Genomic DNA, 17,004 nt, shown 5'->3' with positions numbered 1-17,004 from the left:
GGTTTTACCCCCCCACCGCGCCCCTCGTGTTTTATGGGTGGCACCAATTTTAACCTTTTCATTCCCCGGCCCACCCCTCATGACACACCTGGGGGCTAAGAGATGAACCCCTTCGACTTCATCCACTCGTAGGCGACTTCGCCCTGGTCCCGGCCGTCGACGTCGACCTGCTTGCACAGTTCGATCATCTGCTTGTTGTCCAGCGCCGCGCCGACGGCTTCCAGCGGTCCGCGCAGTTCCGGGTACTGCTTGAGGAAGTCCGTGCGCAACGTGGGCACGGCGTTGTACTGCGGGAACGCCTTCTTGTCGTCTTCGAGGACGCGCAGGTTGAGTCCGGCGATCCGGCCGTCGGTCGTGAAGATCTCGCCGATCGGGCAGGTCCCGCTCGCGACGGCCGAGTAGATCGTGCCGATGCCGAAGTTCTTGATCACCGGGTTCTGGAACCCGTACGCCCGCACGGCGGCCGGGAAACCGTCCTGACGGCTGGTGAATTCGGTCTCCAGGCAGAACACGTTCTGGTCCGGCTTCCGCTTCAGGAACTCCGCCAGGTCCGACGTCGTCTTCAGGTTGTTCGCCGCGCCGTAGGCCTCCGTGACCGCGAAGGCGTACTGGTCGTTGAGCGGCGAGTAGTTCAGCCAGGTGACGCCGAACTTCGCCTCGTCGGCCGTCTTCGTGGCTTCGTACTGGGCCTGTTCCCCGCCGGGGACGGGGAGTTCGTTGCCCTGATAGTTGATCCAGCCGGTGCCGGTGTATTCCCAGGTGACGTCGGTCTGGCCGGCGAGCAGCGCCTGCCGCGACGAGTTCGAGCCCTTGATGTCGGTCAGGTCGACGACGTCCGCGCCCGCCGCGGAAAGCGCCATTTCGGCCATGTAGCCCAGGATGATGTTCTCGGTGAAGTCCTTCGACCCCACCGTCACCTTGACGCCCTTGAGGGATTCGATGGGTTTGATCGAACCGGGTTCGATCTTGTACGGCAGCGCGGTGTTGACCTCGAGTCCGCACGCGGAAAGCGTGCCGCACAACAGGACAGCGCCCAGGATCGCTTTGAGTCGCATGTCAGCGCAGTCCCTTCGGTCCGAAGAACTGTTCCGCCACCGCGCCGAGCCAGTCCACCAGCAGCGCCAGCGCGACGGCGAGCACCGAGCCGGTGATCAGCACCTTCGTCAGGTTGAGCTTGTAGCCGGTGTCGATGAGCAGGCCGAAACCGCCGGCGTTGACGAACATGCCGAACGTCGCCGTGCCCACGGCCAGCACCAGCGAGGTCCGCAGGCCCGCCAGGATCAGCGGGACGGCCAGCGGGAGTTCGACCCGCCACAGCACGCCGGAGGCCGACATGCCGATGCCGCGCCCCGCGTCGATCAGCGAGGGGTCGACCTGCTGCAAGCCGACCATCGTGTTCCGCAGCACGGGAAGCAGCGAGTAGAACGCCAGCGGCAGCGCCGCGACCCACAGTCCGCCGGTCGCGCCGGTGACGATGAACCACAGCACCAGCACACCGAGCGCGGGCGCGGCCTGGCCGATGTTCGCGATCGCCAGGAACACCGGCGCCGCCCATTTCGCCCAGGGCCGGGTGACGAGCACGCCGAGCGGCACCGCCACGGCCACCACGATCGCGGTGACCACGACGGTCATCGCCAGATGGTCGCGCAACGCGGTGAACAGCCCGGAGGCGTTGAGGGTCGCCTTCTCCGTCGCGGTCAGATCACTGGTGAACACCCAGATCAGCACACCGGCGACGATCAGCAGGACCGCCGCGGGCTGGGCGAACAGCCGGACCCGTTCGGCGCCTCTCGACGAGGATTCGGTGGTGAACCCGGTATCGACGGCCGTCATGCGGTCACACCTTCCGCCGGGTTGTCGTCGGAGTGCTCCTCGCGCAGCTGCTGGATCGTCGAGATGACGGTGTCGAGCTCGATCGTCCCGGCGTACTCGCCGCGGGCGCCGGTCACCGGGACGCTGCCACCCTCGGCGAGCATGGCTTCGAGCGCGTCCTGCAACGTCGACTGAGTGCTGACCGAGTCGCGCAGCGGCTTGCCGGCGGTGGCCAGCGACGACGCCTTGGTCAGCTCGCGGACGTGCACCCACCGCATCGGGCGGCGGCGCTGATCGAGCACCAGCACGAAATGCTTGCGCTGCTGGGTGAGCTTCTCGCGGACGTCCGACGGCGATTCGCTGACCATCGCGGTCAGGGCGTCCTGCTTCAGCTCGACGTCGCGGACCCGCAGCAGTGTCAGCTGCTTGAGCGAGGCACCGGCGCCGACGAAACCGGCGACCGTGTCGTCGGCCGGGTTCGCGAGGATCGCGTCCGGGGTGTCGTACTGGAGGATCCGCGACTGGTTGCCGAGCACCGCGATCTTGTCGCCGAGCTTCACGGCTTCGTCGAAGTCGTGGGTGACGAAGACGATCGTCTTCTTCAGTTCGGTCTGCAGCCGCAGCAGCTCGTCCTGGAGGTTGCCGCGGGTGATCGGGTCGACCGCGCCGAACGGCTCGTCCATCAGCAGCACCGGCGGGTCCGCCGCGAGCGCCCGCGCGACGCCGACCCGCTGCTGCTGCCCACCGGACAGCTGACGCGGGAACCGGTCGCGGAAGTCGGCCGGGTCCAGCCCGACCAGGTCCATCATCTCCTCGACCCGGTCGTTGACCTTCTTCTTCTCCCAGCCGAGCAGCCCGGGGACCACCGCGATGTTCTGCGCGACGGTGAAGTGCGGGAACAGCCCGGCCTGCTGGATCGCGTAGCCGATGCGGCGGCGCAGGGTGTCGACGTCGAGCTTCAGCGCGTCGTCGCCGCCGATGGTGATGCGGCCCGACGTCGGCTCGATCAGCCGGTTGATCATCCGCATGGTGGTGGTCTTGCCGCAGCCGGACGGGCCGACGAAGACCACGATCTTGCCGGCGGGCACCACCATCGAGAAGTCGTCGACGGCCGGCTCACGGGTGCCGGCGTAGCGCTTCGTGACGTTCTCCAGCTCGATTTCGACGCCGGATACGGTTTCGGTCTCAGCCACGGACACCCCTTGAGACGGTCAGACGGTTGATCAGGACGTAGACGGCGTCGAGGATCAGAGCGAGGACGACCACGCCGAGCGTCCCGGTCAGAGCCTGGTTGAGGGAGTTCGTGCTCCCCGCGTTGGTGAGGCCGGAGAAGACCTCCGAGCCGAGACCCGGCCCTTTCGCGTAGGCCGCGATGACCGCGATGCCCATGAGCATCTGCGTCGCGACCCGCATGCCCGCCAGGATCGCGGGCCAGGCGAGCCGCAGCTCCACCCTGGTCAGCACGCCGAACCGGCTCATGCCGATGCCGCGCGCCGCGTCGCTGACCGCTGGATCCACGCCGCTCAGCCCGACGATCGTGTTCCGCACGATCGGCAGGAGCGCGTAGAGCACCAGGGCGATGACGGTGGTGTTCGCGCCGAGGCCGAACACCGGGATGAGGAGGCCCAGGAGGGCGAAGGAGGGGACGGTGAGGATCGTGCTCGCCAAGGCCGTCGCCACGGCCGACCCGATCGGGCTGCGGTAGACGGCGATGCCGATCACCACGCCGAGCACGGCGGCCAGGATCGTGCACTGCACGACCGCGCTGACATGCAGGAGCCCTTGGAGGGCGAGTCTGTCCCACCGATCCGAGATGTACTCGAAGAGATTCATCGCGTGCTGGTTCTCCCGCCGCCTCTGGGTGAGACTCCTCACCCATTCGGAGTAGCTGTATCGGGAGCCTGACTACCCAGAACGCTCGCGGTCAAACCCCTGTTTACCGCTTCTTGTCCTGCAAACCTTCCCCATTCGGCGCAATCAGGCAAACGCACGCGCCGACCCGGAGGTGTCTTTGAGGCTGCTCAACAGCCGGGAGGACATCGACCACCCGGTCGGACGTCGAATACTCTTCACCCGTGAGTAAGGGAAGCCATCACCGAAGCGCGCTACGCGCCGTACGTGGTGGCTTGCTAGGCGTGAGTTCCGCGGCGCTCGCAGTGACCGCTCACGTGATCGGGGACGGCGAAGTACCCGATACGGCGATGACGTTGTTGCTCACCGTGCTGATCGGCTGGAACGCGGCCGCGCTCGCCGCGAAGGCCCGCGGACCGCTGGCCACGATCGTCGACCTCAGCGCCGGCCAGGTCGTGATGCACCTCGTGCTCAGCTCGCTGAGCAGCCACGAGTTGATGCACGACGAACCAGCACCGGTCTCGGGCGGGCTCGCGATGACCGTCGCGCACGTCGTCGCCACCCTGGTCACCGCGTTGCTGCTGGCCAAGGCCGACGGACTGCTGCTCGGCGTCCTCTCCTGCCTGCGCGCGCTGGTCCCCTTCATCCTCGGCGCCCTCCCGGTGCGCGCCGCGACGGCGTCCCCGGTGCTCGCCCGTCCGGCGGGCCCCGGCCACCTCGTCCGCGTGGACCTCCGCCGCGTCCACGGCAGACGCGGCCCGCCGCTGTTCTCCTGAACCCAGCTCGATCCCCCGTACCCGGCGAGGTCCTCGAACCCGCCGTCTCGATCATGTTCAGGAGTTTCCGTGTCCAAGCACGTCTTCAAGCGCGCCGGTTTCCTCGCCGCCGCCATCGGCGCCGCCGGTCTGCTGTCCGCCGGGGTCGCCTCGGCCCACGTCACCGCCAACGTCTACGGCCCCCAGCCCGCGAAGGGCGGCTACGGGTCGATCTTCTTCCGCGTCCCCAACGAGGAGAAGGACGCCGGCACCATCAAGGTGGAGATCACCGTCAAGCCCGAGTACGCGCTGAGTTCCGTGCGGGCCAAGCCGCTGCCCGGCTGGAAGGCCGAGGTCGTCAAGTCCAAGCTGCCGGCACCGGTGACCACCGACTCCGGCACGCAGATCACCGAGGCCGTCACCAAGGTCTCCTGGACCGCGGAGCCCGGCACGAAGATCGCCGCCGGGTCGACCGAGTTCCAGGAGTTCCAGATCAGCGCGGGCAAGCTCCCGACCAACGTCGACGCGATCGAGTTCCCGGCCACCCAGACCTACGAGAACGGCAAGGTCGTCGAGTGGAACCAGCCGACCCCGGCCTCCGGTGAAGAGCCCGAGCACCCCGCGCCGAGCGTGAAGCTCGCCGAGAAGAGCGGTGACGGGCACGGCGGTGGTCACGGCGCCGACACGAAGGCCACGTCCGAGGACTCCCACGCCGCTTCGTCGTCGTCCGACAGCACCGCCCGCTGGCTCGGCGGCGCCGGGCTCGTCGTCGGCGCGCTGGGCCTCGGCGTCGGCGCCGGTGCCACCCTGCGCGCCCGCCGCGCGACCGCGGGAGCTTCCACCAAGAGCGGCAACACCGAGGGAACCGAGTAAATGCGCAAAGCGATCGTCGCGCTGGCGATCACCGGGGTGGCCTGGCTCGCCACGGCCACCCCGGCGCTGGCGCACAACGTCCTGATCTCCTCGGACCCGGCGAAGGGCGCTTCGATCGCCGCCGGGCCCGCGAAGATCACGCTCACGTTCGACCAGTACGTCCAGAACGCGAACGTCAACCAGATCGCGGTCATCGGACCGGGCGGCGGCCAGTGGGCCGAGGGCCAGGTCGAGGTCCGCGACAGCGCCGTGAGTGTCGCGCTGCGACCGCTCGGCCCGGCGGGCGAGTACAAGATCGGCTACCGGATCCTGTCCGCGGACGGGCACGCCGTGACCGGTGAGGTGCCGTTCACCCTCACCGCCGCGGGCACCGGCACCCCGGCGAGCGCCGACGCCGCGCGCGGCAACGCGGGCCAGGCCGAGACCACCCCGGCGACCGGCGGCGAAGGCTCGTCCGGCGTGCCGATCTGGGTGTGGATCGCGGGCGCCGTCGTGCTGCTCGCCGTCGGACTGACCGTCGCACTGCGCACCGGAGCGGGCGACAAGGAGAAGAGCGGGTCATGACACAGGCCGAGACCACCTCGCGTGCCCGCGTCGCCGTGCTGTTCTGCGTGGTGACGGCCGGCATCGTCGGCGCCCTGATCGGCGTCGCGCTCACGGCCACCGCCCCGGTCCCCGGGGTCGCGCAGGTCAGCGAGGCGGTCTCGGTCTCCATCCCGCTCGTGCGGGTCCTGCTGGACATCTCGGCGGTCGCCACGATCGGGCTGGCGCTGCTTTCGGTCCTGGTCGGCTACGACCGGCCGAAGCTCTCCGAGCCGATCATGCGGCTCGCGCGGCCGGCGAGCGTCGCGGCCGCGCTGATCTGGGCGACGACGGCGCTCGTCGCGCTGATCCTGCAAACCGCCGAATACCGGCCTGGTTCCAGCACGCTGTCGATGTCGGACGTCGGAAGCTACATCGCCGACGTCGGCGCCGGGAAGGCGCTGCTCATCGTCGCGGTGCTGGCCCTGCTCCACGCGGGGCTCGGCATCCTCTCGCTGAAGCACGGCGAGAAGGTGCCCGCCGAGGTCCGCGTCGGGCTGGGCCTGTTCGCGCTGCTGCCACTGCCGGTCACCGGGCACGCGTCGAACTGGAATTACCACGACTACACGATGATCTCGATGGAACTGCACGTCATGAGCGCCGTCGCCTGGACCGGCGGGCTCGGCGCGATGGCGGTGCTGCTCGTCGGGAACCGGACCCTGCTCGCGCACGCCCTGCCGCGGTTCTCGAAACTGGCGACGCTGTGCCTGATCCTCGGCGCGGCGACCGGCCTGTTCAACGGGCTGATCGAGATCTCGCTCAACCCGTCGCTCGGGTTCTGGGAAGGCGTCTTCACCACGCCGTACGGGCAACTGGTGCTGCTCAAGCTGCTGTGCACCGGGGTGATCGCGACCCTCGGCGCGTACACGCGGTGGAAGCTGATGCCCCGGATCATCCGGCACAACCGCACGGCGCTGGCGGCCTGGGCGACGCTGGAGCTGACGGTGATGGGGCTCGCGTTCGGGTTCGCCGTCGTCCTCACGCGAGCCCCCGTCGTCCCGACCTCCTAGTTCTTCACCTCGTATCGCAGGATCACCACGCCGTTCTCGAACGCGGTGGCCTCGACCGGCTTCAGGTCCCGCCGGTCCTCGAAAAGGCGCCTCCCCTTGCCCAGCGCCACGGGGGCGACCATCATCCGGACCTCGTCGACGAGGCCGGCGTCCAGCAGGGATCGCATGAGCGTCAGGCTCCCCCACAACCAGAGGTCCTTGCCGCCCTGTTCCTTGAGTTCCCGGACGGTGGCGGCGGGGTCGCGGGTCACGGTCGCTTCGGGAAAGTCACCCCAGGGGGCCTTCTCCAGCTTCGACGAGGCGACGAACTTGGTCAGCGCGTTGACCTTCTCGCCGTATTCGCCCTGCTCTTCGGCGTGCGGCCAGTAGTCCTTGGCCATGGCGTAGGTGTTCGCGCCCAGGATCATCGTGTCGACCGAATCGACGAGTCCCATCACGCTCGCTTTGAACGCGGGCTGGGTCTTCTCGGAGAACGGCTCTCCCGGCACGAAGCCGAGCCCGCCGTCCTCGTCCGCGACGAGGTTGTCGGCGGTGACCCACTGCTGAACGATGAGCTTGCGCATGTCCGTCCTTCCGGTGCTTGCGGCCGCTTCGGCCGCGATCGCCCCGGGGACGGAGCCGTCCCGCCGGTCTCGACATCGGCGGCGGATCTTTTTTTCGGGCTGTTACACGCCTTGCTCCATCCGGCCGCATTTGGCCGGTTTCACTGTCCTCTCCGGACCTTCACCGGGATGCTCTACGCGATCGCTGGGGTTAACCCGATGAGGGGATGGAAAATGGGCGGCCCGTTGCCGGGTGACAGCGAAATCAGCGCTCCGCGGGTGCCGCGCCAGCGATCGGCGGTCCGGCTCACCAGGCAGACCAGCTCGGGGCCGCGACAGCTTCCGCCTGCCCCCGCGCATTTCACCAACCGCGCGGCCGAGCTCGCGCTGCTCGAAAAGCTGCTGGCCCAGCACGACACCGACGGTCCGTCGGTGCACCTGATCAGCGGCCAGGGCGGGATCGGGAAGACGGCGCTGGCCGCCGCGTGGGGGCGTCATCTCGCCGACCGGTTCCCGGACGGGCACCTCTGGGCGGACCTCGGCGGGTTCAGCGCCAACGGCCCGCTGTCGGTGAGCGAAGCGCTCGGCCGGTTCCTCCGCGCGCTGGGGGTCCCGCCGGAGGGACTGCCCGCGGACGTCGAGGAGCTCACCGCCCTGTACCGCACGACGACCGCCGAGCGGCCGTTGCTCGTGCTGCTCGACAACGCGGCTTCGACCGATCAGGTGCTTCCTCTGCTTCCCGCCGACGGGGAGAGTCTCGTGATCGTGACTTCGCGACGCCGCCTCGGCAGGCTCCAGACCGAGCATCGCGCGAAGCTGGTCGAGCTGTCCCCCTTCGGTTCCGCGCACAGCGCCGAACTGCTGGGACGCGCTGTCGGCGCCGAGCGGGTCGGCGCCGAAGCCGACCAGGCGAGGGCCATCGCCGAACTGTGCGGCGGCCTGCCGATCGCCCTCACCACCGTCAGCGCCAAGCTGGCAGGGCGCCCGAAAATGTCGCTGGAGAAGATCGCCACCGAGCTGGGGAAGGAATATCGTCGACTGGCCACGCTCTCGACGAAAGAGGCGCAATCGGTGGAAGCCAGCTTCAACCTGTCCTACGACGAACTTCCTTCCGACGCGGCCGCGCTGTACGCGGCCCTCGGGCTCCACCCCGGCCCCGACTTCGGCGTCGGCGTGGCGGCCGCGTCGATCGCCGTCCGCCCCGAGGTCGCCGACGACCTGCTGGACCAGCTGGTCGACGTCGGGCTGCTGATCGACCGCGGCGACGACCGGTACACCTTCCACGACCTCGCGCGGCTGCACGCCAAGGAAAAGACGGCGGGCAACGAGTACGACCGCGACATCGCGCTTCGCCGCATGCTCGAGTGGTACCTCCTCACCGCCTCCGCGACCACGAGCCTGACCGTCCCCGATCAGGATCCGATCCCGTACCGCTACGAGTACCGGCCGCCGGCACCGCTTTCGTTCGACTCGTCCGACGAGGAACTCGCCTGGCTCGAACTGGAGCGCGAGAACCTCATCGCCGCCATCGAAGCCGCCGAAACGTGGCAGCTGCCCGAGCTCGGCTGGCAGCTCGCCGCCGCGATGTGGCCACTTTTCCTGCTGCGCAAGCACTATCCGGACTTCCTGCGGGTGAGCCAGGCGGGTATGCGCTGCGCACGAGCCTGGGGCAACGCGTCGGCGGAGGCGCTGATGCACAACCGCAGCGGCGCCGCCTGCCGCGGCACCGGCCGCTACGACGAAGCCGTCGGGCACTACACGGCGGGTCGCGAAGCCGCGCGGACGGCGGGGAACGGCGTCGTCGAGATCCGGTCGGTGGAAGGGCTCGGCCTGGTCGCCCTTCAGCAGGGCAGGCTCGACGACGCCATCGAGTGGTTCACCGAGGACCATCTGCTCAGCGAGCGGCTGGACCGACGGCACGACATCGGGCTCGCGCTGATCAACCTCGGCGCGACCCGTGCCCGCGCCGGACAGCCCGAAGCCGCGATCGCCGACCTCACTCGCGCCCGCGACGTCCTCGAAGGCGACGACTACAACGTGGCCCGTGCCCGGATCGAACTCGGCCGCGCCCTCACGGTGACCGGGGATCTCGCGGCGGCCCGGGCCGAGCTGGAACCCGCCCGCGCCACCATGGAGGCGCGCGGATCGCGGTTCGAGGTGGCCAGGGCGCTCACCGCGTTCGGCGAGATCGCCGAGGCGGAGGGCGATCCGGCCGAAGCCCGGAGTCTCTTCGACCAGGCTTTGCCGATTTTCGTCGGCCTCGGCCGCCCCGAAGCCGACGCTCTGCGTAGGCGTTTGGAACAGCTGTGAGCCGGTGAGACCGATCGGTGCACCTACGACGAGGTGAAACAAGCACGCTAAATAACTCAGCGTAGCTGCAAGTTGCACATTTGGGGGAGCACTGAGCCAATTGAAGTGATTAGTCGGGGCGAATTCGTCACCGATTGATCGGTGAATTCGGGCAAGCGACGAACGGTCATTCGGCGTCGGCGAATGCACGTGCAGATGAGTGTTCCGGGTGACTCATCGATACCGGTTCCAGCGCGCGCCGGTTTGTCCGTTCCGGAGATCGTCCAACCGTTTTCGCAGCTCATCGCGTACACCGGGGTGACTGCGGAGAATCGGAAGAACACTCGTCGTGAGCTTCAGTTCACGGATAGCGCGCAGTACCGGGAAACCGGACCAGGTGGTCACGTCGAATCCGTACCGCTCGGCGAACACGCGATAGCGGGCGGGTGGATCACCGAACCGTTCATGGCCGACGGCGAGCGGCGTGAGATCCCATTCCGGCGGCCCGACACACGACGAATCGAAATCGCACAGCACCGGCCCGTCCGGGCCGGGGATCACGTTCCCGGTGTGCGCGTCCCCGTGGACGAGGCCCCTGGGCAGGGGGAAGTCGAGCGTCGCGAGCGCGGCTTCGACCTCGGCGGTGCGCTCCAGCAGGAACCGCCGGTCACCCGGGGCCAGCTCCTCCGCGTCCGAGACCCGGGCGCGGACCGCGGCGAACGGCGCCCATTCGGCCAGCCCCTCGGGCGGTTCGAGCGCGTGGACCCGGCGCAGCAGCCCGGCGAGGTCCGCCGCCCTCGGCTTCCGGCCGCTCTCGGGCACCTTCCACCAGACCGTCACGAGATGTTCGCCGACCGGCAGCGGCTGCTCGACGCCGGGAACCAGGCGGATGGCGGGCACTCCGTGCCGTTCGAAATGCCGCGCGACCCGCACGACCGTGCCGACGCGATGCCGCAGCAGGGTGGAGCCGACGATCCGGACGACGAACGGCGCGCTCGCCAGTTCGTAGACGGCGTTGTTGGTGAACCGCAGCAACCGGGCGCCGTCAGGGTCCACGCCCAGCAGTTCGCACGTCCGCCCCAGGGCGTCACGCAGCTTGCCGGGCGTGAACCGGCCCGGCTCAGGCGGCGTAGAAGGAGTTGAGCCGGTCGGCGAGGTCACGGGCGTCGGCGTTGTTCCGGCGGCGTTCCGCCTCGACCTGCAACGGCCGCATCCGGTCCTTCACCCGTTCCGACTTGATGCCCTCGGCGCAGTCGACGGCCTTCGAGCCCACCTTGGCGCCATGATCGAGATCGCCTTCGAGCAGGTGATTCGTGGCCAGCGCGCTGAGCATGAAGGTCTTGCTGCGGGCCATGTCGTCGTCGTAGGACTCGACGGCCTTGGTCAGCGCCGGGATCGCGTACTTGGTGTGCTCGGCGTTCTTCGCGGCGAGCACGGTGTGCACGGTGCCGATCATGGCGTAGACGTCGGTCTCGGTGAAGAACTTGACCCAGGACTCGGCCTCGGCCAGGTCCGCGCGGGCGAACTCGTCCTTGCTCCGGCCGAGCAGCTTCGTCGCCTGCTCCTCGTTGCCCATCATCGCGTAGGCCCAGGCCTCGTTGGCGCAGAGCACGGCGACCGCCAGCTCGGAGCCCGATTCCTGGGCGGCGATCTGGCCCAGCTGGAACAGTTTCAGCGCGTCGTTCGGGGCGTCCTGGTGCAGGTAGACGCGGCCCATCCGGTAGAGGACGTTGGCCACCAGCGGATGGTTGTCGCCCTGTTTTGCCAGGTCCAGCGCGTTCGCGAAGTGACCGCGAGCCGAATCCATGAGGCCGGTGTCGAACGACGTCCAGCCCGCCAGGCTGTGCAGGTCGGCGAGCGCGACGTACAGCCGGTTCTTGACCATTTCGGTGCCGTTGGACTCGAGCATCTGCTGTCCCCAGGACAGCTGCGCGACCACGGCGTCGCGGCAGAAACCGCCGCCGTACTGGTAGTCGAGGGACCGGAGCGCTCTGGTCGCGGCTTCCACCTGGCGGACGTCGGTCATGCCGATCCGCCCGGGGGCGGGCGTCTTCGCCGGCCCCGACGACCACGTCCCCGACTCGGGACCGAACACCGCCGCACCCATCGTGACCTGGGCGGCGTGTGCGAGGAACCTCCGTCGCTTCACGGACTCGTCCTCCTCCGCCTGCTGGCCGTCGGCGGCGCCGACGACCTTTATCGCTGTCGCCTCGTCATAGGCGAGACCCATGTATCCCCTCGGGACACCCAGGCCGTCAGCGATGCGGGTGAGCACGTCGTACGCCATCACCTGGCGACCTTTGAGGATCTCGGACACCTCGGACTGCGACTGGCCGGTCATCGCGGCGATCTGGCGCTGCGAAACACCGTGCTTGCGCAACAGGCGGTACACGGACGAAATCTCCCGTGTCGCCAGTGCCGCCCGCATCTCCGCCTGTTCCCAGGCATCCGGCGGCACGGGGTGACTCTGGCGGCCCGAAGTGTTCGTGTCCGAGCCGGCGACAGCGCCGCCACCGATACTGGCGTCCATTGCGCCCCCTCACAGTTCCGTTGGGGTCGAGAAACAGCGTAGGCACACCTATTCAACCGTGCGAAACACCGGATCGCCCGTCGTGATCGGCCCGGCAGAAGTCGTTTGACCGCTTACCGTGAAACCTCGTCCGGTCACCGCTATGACGGCGGTTCGACCTTCTTTCGCCCTCGGTTTCACATCACTGTAGTTGTCAGATCTCCGTGACCGACCAGCCACCGGCAGCGATCACAGAGAGCTACCAAGTCTCCGAACCCCCTAAAGGTGCGGACACGCGGATATGAAGACGACGTGGAACGAGAGAGCGGAGAAGAGCCAGTGGAGTTCGTGGACTCGATCGCAACAGGCTCCATCACCGCGGGACGGCCCGGTATGCCGACGCGCCACCTGCGTGCGGCCGGCCCCGCCGGTCAGCAGGCGGTCGCGGTCGCACCCGGCGCCAACCGCCCGGTCTCTCCTTCGGCCCCGGTCGACCCCCGTACCGCGAGTGTGCGCCGTTACGAAGGCGGACAACTGATCTGGCGCGTGCAGTGCGGCGATCTCATCAGCCGTGAACGCGCCGTCACCGTGTTCGTCGAAGACAACCAGGTGGTTCTCGTCTCGCCGCCAGGAGAGACCGCGCGCCTGACGTCCGGCCAGCTCGGACAGCTCAGGGCAGCGCTCAACGAAGCCGCCAAGATGGCGGAAAGGTAACGGTGAGTTCTCCGTGGATCAGGTCCTAGGGCAAGTCCTCCGCAACGCGGTTTGGGAACGCCTCGACATGCTCTCCGATCTCGCGACCCGGGCCGACGCGCAGTCGCTCGTCTCCGTCGCCCGCTCGGAGCTCCCCCGGCTGACCGAAGGCTGGCGCGCGATGCTCCAGGCGCACGAGCCCGACGAGCGCGGCGACTGCCCCACGTGCTCGACCCGCTGGCACAGGTGCAAGGCCCCCTGCTCGGTCTGGCAGGTCGCGCACGAGCACCTGGTCGCCGGCGGCCTCGCCCCTCAACAGACCGCCGCCACCCAAGACCGTCGGCGCCGTGTCCCCGGGCAGAGCCGCGTGAGCGCGGCCGAAACCACCGGCAGGCACGCGCTGGTCGACCCGCGTCGTCCCATCACAGCCTGAAAAGCCGGCGAGTGAACGGCGGTCCGAGCGCCCCCTCGGCAACCACGCCACGATCTCGCCTTCGCCGGCGGCGGTTCGCGCGTACCCCCGAACGTGACGAGCCGCTCTCGGTAATCATCCCGGTCCCCACCGCGATTAATCGAAAATTATCGGCAGAACACCTAGCGAACGTAGTAATCGGTCGCTAGATTCAAGATCACAAACGCAGCGCGATACCTACCCCGAGGTCGGCGCTGTCATCCCCCGAACCCCGCGGGCCGGTGCCGTTGCACTCCCCTCCCCCGACCGGCACCGGTCCGCGGTCTCCAACCTCAGCTGACCGTTTTCACCCGCGTGACCAGCACCGCGGCGATGACGGTGGACAGTGCCGAAGCCGCGAAGAGGCTCGGGTAGCCGCCCAGGTAGGCCAGGATCGGCGCGGTCAGCATCGGCGCCACCACCTGCGGCAGCGAGTTCGCGATGTTGATGACCCCGAGATCCTTCGCCCGGTCCTGCGCGGCGGGCAGCACTTGCGTGAGCATCGCCAGCGCGACAGCCATGTACGCGCCGAAACCGACTCCGAGCAGTGGCGACGCCGCGAGCGCGGCCGTCCAGTTCTGCCAGACGACCAGCAGCAGCGCGGCGACGGCCATCACCGCCGACGCGGCGAGGACGTACGGTTTGCGCCGCCCGGACTTGTCGGAGAAGTGCCCGGCGACGAGCGCGCCGACGACGAGCGCGGCGCCGTAGAGCCCCATCATGATGAGCAGGCCGGTGTCCGGGTCTTCGTAGTGCACCGCGTCCTTGAGGAAGAACAGCAGGTACAGCGTGCCGAAGGCGTTGCCGAGCCCGATCATGAAGTGACAGCCCCACGCCCAAGCGAAGTCCGGATGCTCGCGCGGCGAGATCCACAGGTTCGCCAGTACGTCCCGGGTCCGCGCGGACGGGCGGTACGCGACCGGCAGTCGCGCGTCCGGCGTGCGCAGGACGAACGCCGCCGCGCCCGCGAGCACGATGGCCGCGCAGACCGCGTAGCCCAGCGGGAGACCGGCGAGGTCGAGCATCACCACGACCACCACCGCGCCGAGCACGGTCCCGAGCATCTGGGCGATGCCGACCAGCCCGCCGACCTGCGCGCGCTGCGGCACGGGCACCCGGTCCGCGATCGCCGAGACGAGCATCGCGAGCATTCCGTTCAGGCCGGCTTGGACCAGGCACCAGCCGAGCACCATGACCGCGACGTTCGGCGCGAACGCGAGGACGAGCAGTCCGGCCGCGGCGATGACCGCCCCGGCGGCCGTCCACGGATGACGGCGGCCGCGGGCGTGACAGGTCCGGTCCGAGAGCAGGCCGACGACCGGGTTGGCGATCAGCGCGACGACCGCGCCGACCCCGGTGACGAGACTGAACACCGCTTCCTTGTCGGCCGCGTCCAGTATTTCGGCCTGCTTCGGCAGGAGAACCTGGATAGGCGCGTAAACCCCGAGCCAAAGCGCGATGTTCGCGAAGAACAGCAGACTCATCCAGCCCGCGCGTACCCGGGCGACCGGCTCGGCGAGCGCCTCGGGCAGATCCCTGACCTCACTCATGGCGGATCAGTTCCCGGTACCAGCCGAAGGAATCCTTCGGCGTCCGCTTCTGCGTCTCGTAGTCGATGTGCACCAGGCCGAAGCGCGGCTGGTAGCCCTTCGACCATTCGAAGTTGTCCATCAAGGACCAGACGAAGTACCCGCGGACGTCGACGCCGGCGTCCATCGCTTCGCGGACCGCGACGAGGTGGCTGTCGAGGAAGTCGATGCGCTCCTGGTCGTGAACGTGCCCGTCTTCGGCGACGACGTCGTCGAAACTGCACCCGTTCTCGGTGATGAAGACGGGCGGGAGGTGCTCGCGGTAGCGGTCGTGGAAGCCGACGAGCAGATCGCGCAGGCCGTGCGGGACGATCGGGGAATCGTTGGTGGTCATGGGATAGCCCTCGATCGCGCGAAGCTCGAAGGGCAGCGGGTTGCCCTCACCGGGCGCGGCGACACCCTGCGGCTCGTAGTAGTTCACGCCGTAGAAGTCGAGCGGCTGCGCGATGGTGGGCAGATCGTCGGCGAAATCCTTCGGGAGATGTTCGACGACTTGTTCGGGATAACGGCCGAGGAGCACCGGATCCGCGTAAGTGCGATTGATGAGGGCGTCGATCCATTCGCCCGCGGCCTTGTCTTCCGGCGAATCGGAGGCAGGCCAGATCGGCGAATGATTGTTGGCCGTGCCGATTTCGCGGGCGCCCGCCGCGCGGAGGGCTTGGACGGCGAGACCGTGCGCGAGATTCTGGTAGTGCGCGGTGGGCAGGGCGTCGAGCAGGAGCGTCTTGCCGGGGGCGTACTCGCCGATCGCGTACCCGAAGATCGACATGACCATGGGCTCGTTGAGCGGGATCCACATTTTCACCCGATCGGAGAAACGCTCGCCCAGAATGGCGGCGTACTCACCGAAGCGTTCGGCGGTATCACGGGAGAGCCAGCCGCCCTTGTCCTCGAGCGCCTGCGGGAGGTCCCAGTGGAAGAGTGTCCCCGTCGGCGCGATGCCGGCGGCGCAGACCTCGTCGATCAATTCGTCATAGAAGGCAAGGCCTTCGGCGTTGGGCTTACCCTCGCCGTCGGACTGGATCCGGGGCCAGGCGAAGGACAAGCGATACGCGCCGACGCCGAGTTCGGCCATCAGGGCGATGTCCTCACGGAAGCGGTGGAAGTGGTCGGCGGCCACCCTGGCATGCTCGGCCCGCGCGATCTTTCCCTCCGTTTCGGTGAACGTGTCCCAAATGGACTGTCCCCGGCCGCCTTCCCCGGTCGCCCCCTCGATCTGGAAGGCGGAGGTCGAAACACCCCACAGGAAATCGGACGGGAAGGTCGGATTCTCCACCGGCTATGCACCTTTCCTCTTCAGACTCGGCCGAACATGAAAAGTTCTCAGATACTATGCCTTCACTCGACCGTGGGGAACCCCGTCGGCACGATAAAGTCGCAGATCAGCGAAGGAGGAGCCCGAGTGTCCGACATCCAGGCCGCGAAACCGCAAGCGGAGACGACTCCGCTCCGGCGGCAGCCCGTCCAGCAACGAAGTGCCAAGCGGGTGGAGCAGATGCTCGACGCCAGCGCCCAGCTGATCGACGAACTCGGTTACGACGCACTGACGACCACGCTGATCGCCAAGCGCGCCGGGGTGGCCGTCGGGTCGCTGTACCAGTTCTTCCCCGACAAGCGGGCCGTGGTGCAGGCGCTGACGCAGCGCAATCTCGAACGGTTCGTCGCCTCGGTTTCGGAGACGCTCAACGAACTCGCGCCCGAACACTGGTGGGACGTCGTGGACTCGATCCTCGACATCTATCTGGCGATGCACCGTGAGGTGCCCGGATTCTCGAAGGTCCACTTCGGTGACGTCGTGGACCGGCAGCTGCTTGACGAGACGCGCGACAACAACGCCGTCATCGTCGACGCCCTCACCGAAATCCTTTCGGCGCGGATCGCGTCGCCACTGGACGACATCCGGTTCGCTTTGACGATCGCGAACGAGACGGCGGACGCGCTGCTGAAGCTGGCTTTCCGCCGGGACCCAAGAGGGGACGAGCGGATCGTGGCTGAGGCAAAGTCGGTCGTGAAGGGCTACCTGGCGAGCAAGTTCGGTGCCTGAGGCT

Annotated in this window: 17 protein-coding genes; 8 read left to right on the top strand and 9 right to left on the bottom strand. The window is 68.4% G+C overall.

The window, feature by feature from the left end:
* Positions 1-95: 95 nt before the first annotated feature.
* The 4 genes from ACFWMR_RS05165 to ACFWMR_RS05150 are packed head-to-tail and all read right to left on the bottom strand — an operon-like array spanning position 96 to position 3,645.
* A complete protein-coding gene (locus ACFWMR_RS05165) occupies positions 96-1,055 on the bottom strand; it encodes a glycine betaine ABC transporter substrate-binding protein (protein ID WP_093934594.1) in 960 nt (319 codons plus the stop codon).
* 1 nt (position 1,056) lies between these two features.
* The gene (locus ACFWMR_RS05160; RefSeq protein WP_093934595.1) at positions 1,057-1,833 is read right to left on the bottom strand and encodes an ABC transporter permease; all 777 of its coding nucleotides are present in this window, start codon (positions 1,831-1,833) and stop codon (positions 1,057-1,059) included.
* Positions 1,830-3,005, bottom strand: a complete 1,176-nt coding sequence (locus ACFWMR_RS05155; protein WP_093934661.1) for an ABC transporter ATP-binding protein — start codon at positions 3,003-3,005, stop codon at positions 1,830-1,832. The genes ACFWMR_RS05160 and ACFWMR_RS05155 overlap by 4 nt, the downstream gene beginning before the upstream one ends.
* On the bottom strand, positions 2,998-3,645 hold the full coding sequence (locus tag ACFWMR_RS05150) for an ABC transporter permease (protein WP_093934596.1): 648 nt from the start codon (positions 3,643-3,645) through the stop codon (positions 2,998-3,000). Before ACFWMR_RS05150 ends, ACFWMR_RS05155 begins: the two co-directional genes overlap by 8 nt.
* A gap of 302 nt (positions 3,646-3,947) precedes the next feature.
* Here ACFWMR_RS05150 and ACFWMR_RS05145 point away from each other — a divergent pair, with 302 nt between their 5' ends.
* From ACFWMR_RS05145 to ACFWMR_RS05130, 4 genes are all read left to right on the top strand, one after another.
* The gene (locus tag ACFWMR_RS05145; protein ID WP_378377159.1) at positions 3,948-4,439 is read left to right on the top strand and encodes a hypothetical protein; all 492 of its coding nucleotides are present in this window, start codon (positions 3,948-3,950) and stop codon (positions 4,437-4,439) included.
* Between the two features lie 69 nt (positions 4,440-4,508).
* Positions 4,509-5,291 carry a YcnI family copper-binding membrane protein gene (locus ACFWMR_RS05140; RefSeq protein WP_378377158.1) on the top strand — a complete coding sequence of 261 codons (783 nt, stop codon included), beginning with the start codon at positions 4,509-4,511 and terminating at the stop codon, positions 5,289-5,291.
* A complete protein-coding gene (locus ACFWMR_RS05135; RefSeq protein ID WP_093934598.1) occupies positions 5,292-5,855 on the top strand; it encodes a copper resistance CopC family protein in 564 nt (187 codons plus the stop codon).
* Positions 5,852-6,883, top strand: coding sequence for a copper resistance D family protein (locus ACFWMR_RS05130; protein ID WP_378377156.1), 1,032 nt, complete (start codon positions 5,852-5,854; stop codon positions 6,881-6,883). The genes ACFWMR_RS05135 and ACFWMR_RS05130 overlap by 4 nt, the downstream gene beginning before the upstream one ends.
* On the opposite strand, the gene ACFWMR_RS05125 is transcribed toward ACFWMR_RS05130, so the two are convergent.
* On the bottom strand, positions 6,880-7,446 hold the full coding sequence (locus tag ACFWMR_RS05125; RefSeq protein WP_093934600.1) for a dihydrofolate reductase family protein: 567 nt from the start codon (positions 7,444-7,446) through the stop codon (positions 6,880-6,882). The two genes, ACFWMR_RS05130 and ACFWMR_RS05125, sit on opposite strands and share 4 nt — an antisense overlap.
* Before the next feature lie 198 nt (positions 7,447-7,644).
* On the opposite strand from ACFWMR_RS05125, the gene ACFWMR_RS05120 reads away from it, so the two are divergent.
* Positions 7,645-9,735, top strand: coding sequence for a tetratricopeptide repeat protein (locus tag ACFWMR_RS05120; RefSeq protein WP_378377154.1), 2,091 nt, complete (start codon positions 7,645-7,647; stop codon positions 9,733-9,735).
* A gap of 213 nt (positions 9,736-9,948) precedes the next feature.
* Here ACFWMR_RS05120 and ACFWMR_RS05115 read toward each other — a convergent pair whose 3' ends face one another.
* Together ACFWMR_RS05115 and ACFWMR_RS05110 are read right to left on the bottom strand one after the other, a co-directional pair.
* Entirely contained in the window at positions 9,949-10,875 is a 927-nt protein-coding gene (locus tag ACFWMR_RS05115; protein WP_378377153.1) for a phosphotransferase family protein, read from the bottom strand.
* Positions 10,835-12,244, bottom strand: a complete 1,410-nt coding sequence (locus tag ACFWMR_RS05110; RefSeq protein ID WP_378377151.1) for a tetratricopeptide repeat protein — start codon at positions 12,242-12,244, stop codon at positions 10,835-10,837. Before ACFWMR_RS05110 ends, ACFWMR_RS05115 begins: the two co-directional genes overlap by 41 nt.
* A gap of 318 nt (positions 12,245-12,562) precedes the next feature.
* On the opposite strand from ACFWMR_RS05110, the gene ACFWMR_RS05105 reads away from it, so the two are divergent.
* Together ACFWMR_RS05105 and ACFWMR_RS05100 are read left to right on the top strand one after the other, a co-directional pair.
* Entirely contained in the window at positions 12,563-12,937 is a 375-nt protein-coding gene (locus tag ACFWMR_RS05105) for a hypothetical protein (RefSeq protein ID WP_093934603.1), read from the top strand.
* A 13-nt stretch (positions 12,938-12,950) separates the two neighbouring features.
* Complete coding sequence (locus ACFWMR_RS05100; protein ID WP_093934604.1) at positions 12,951-13,349, top strand: hypothetical protein; 399 nt, start codon at positions 12,951-12,953, stop codon at positions 13,347-13,349.
* 311 nt (positions 13,350-13,660) lie between these two features.
* On the opposite strand, the gene ACFWMR_RS05095 is transcribed toward ACFWMR_RS05100, so the two are convergent.
* Together ACFWMR_RS05095 and ACFWMR_RS05090 are read right to left on the bottom strand one after the other, a co-directional pair.
* The gene (locus ACFWMR_RS05095) at positions 13,661-14,917 is read right to left on the bottom strand and encodes an MFS transporter (RefSeq protein ID WP_093934605.1); all 1,257 of its coding nucleotides are present in this window, start codon (positions 14,915-14,917) and stop codon (positions 13,661-13,663) included.
* The gene (locus ACFWMR_RS05090; RefSeq protein WP_378377148.1) at positions 14,910-16,232 is read right to left on the bottom strand and encodes a GH1 family beta-glucosidase; all 1,323 of its coding nucleotides are present in this window, start codon (positions 16,230-16,232) and stop codon (positions 14,910-14,912) included. Before ACFWMR_RS05090 ends, ACFWMR_RS05095 begins: the two co-directional genes overlap by 8 nt.
* Before the next feature lie 126 nt (positions 16,233-16,358).
* On the opposite strand from ACFWMR_RS05090, the gene ACFWMR_RS05085 reads away from it, so the two are divergent.
* A complete protein-coding gene (locus tag ACFWMR_RS05085; RefSeq protein WP_093934607.1) occupies positions 16,359-17,000 on the top strand; it encodes a TetR family transcriptional regulator in 642 nt (213 codons plus the stop codon).
* The last annotated feature ends 4 nt before the right edge of the window (positions 17,001-17,004 follow it).

Source organism: Amycolatopsis thailandensis (genome assembly GCF_042723255.1).
Lineage (GTDB): Bacteria > Actinomycetota > Actinomycetes > Mycobacteriales > Pseudonocardiaceae > Amycolatopsis > Amycolatopsis thailandensis.
Note: the sequence above shows the minus strand (reverse complement) of the source record. Positions and strands in the feature narration are given on the sequence as shown.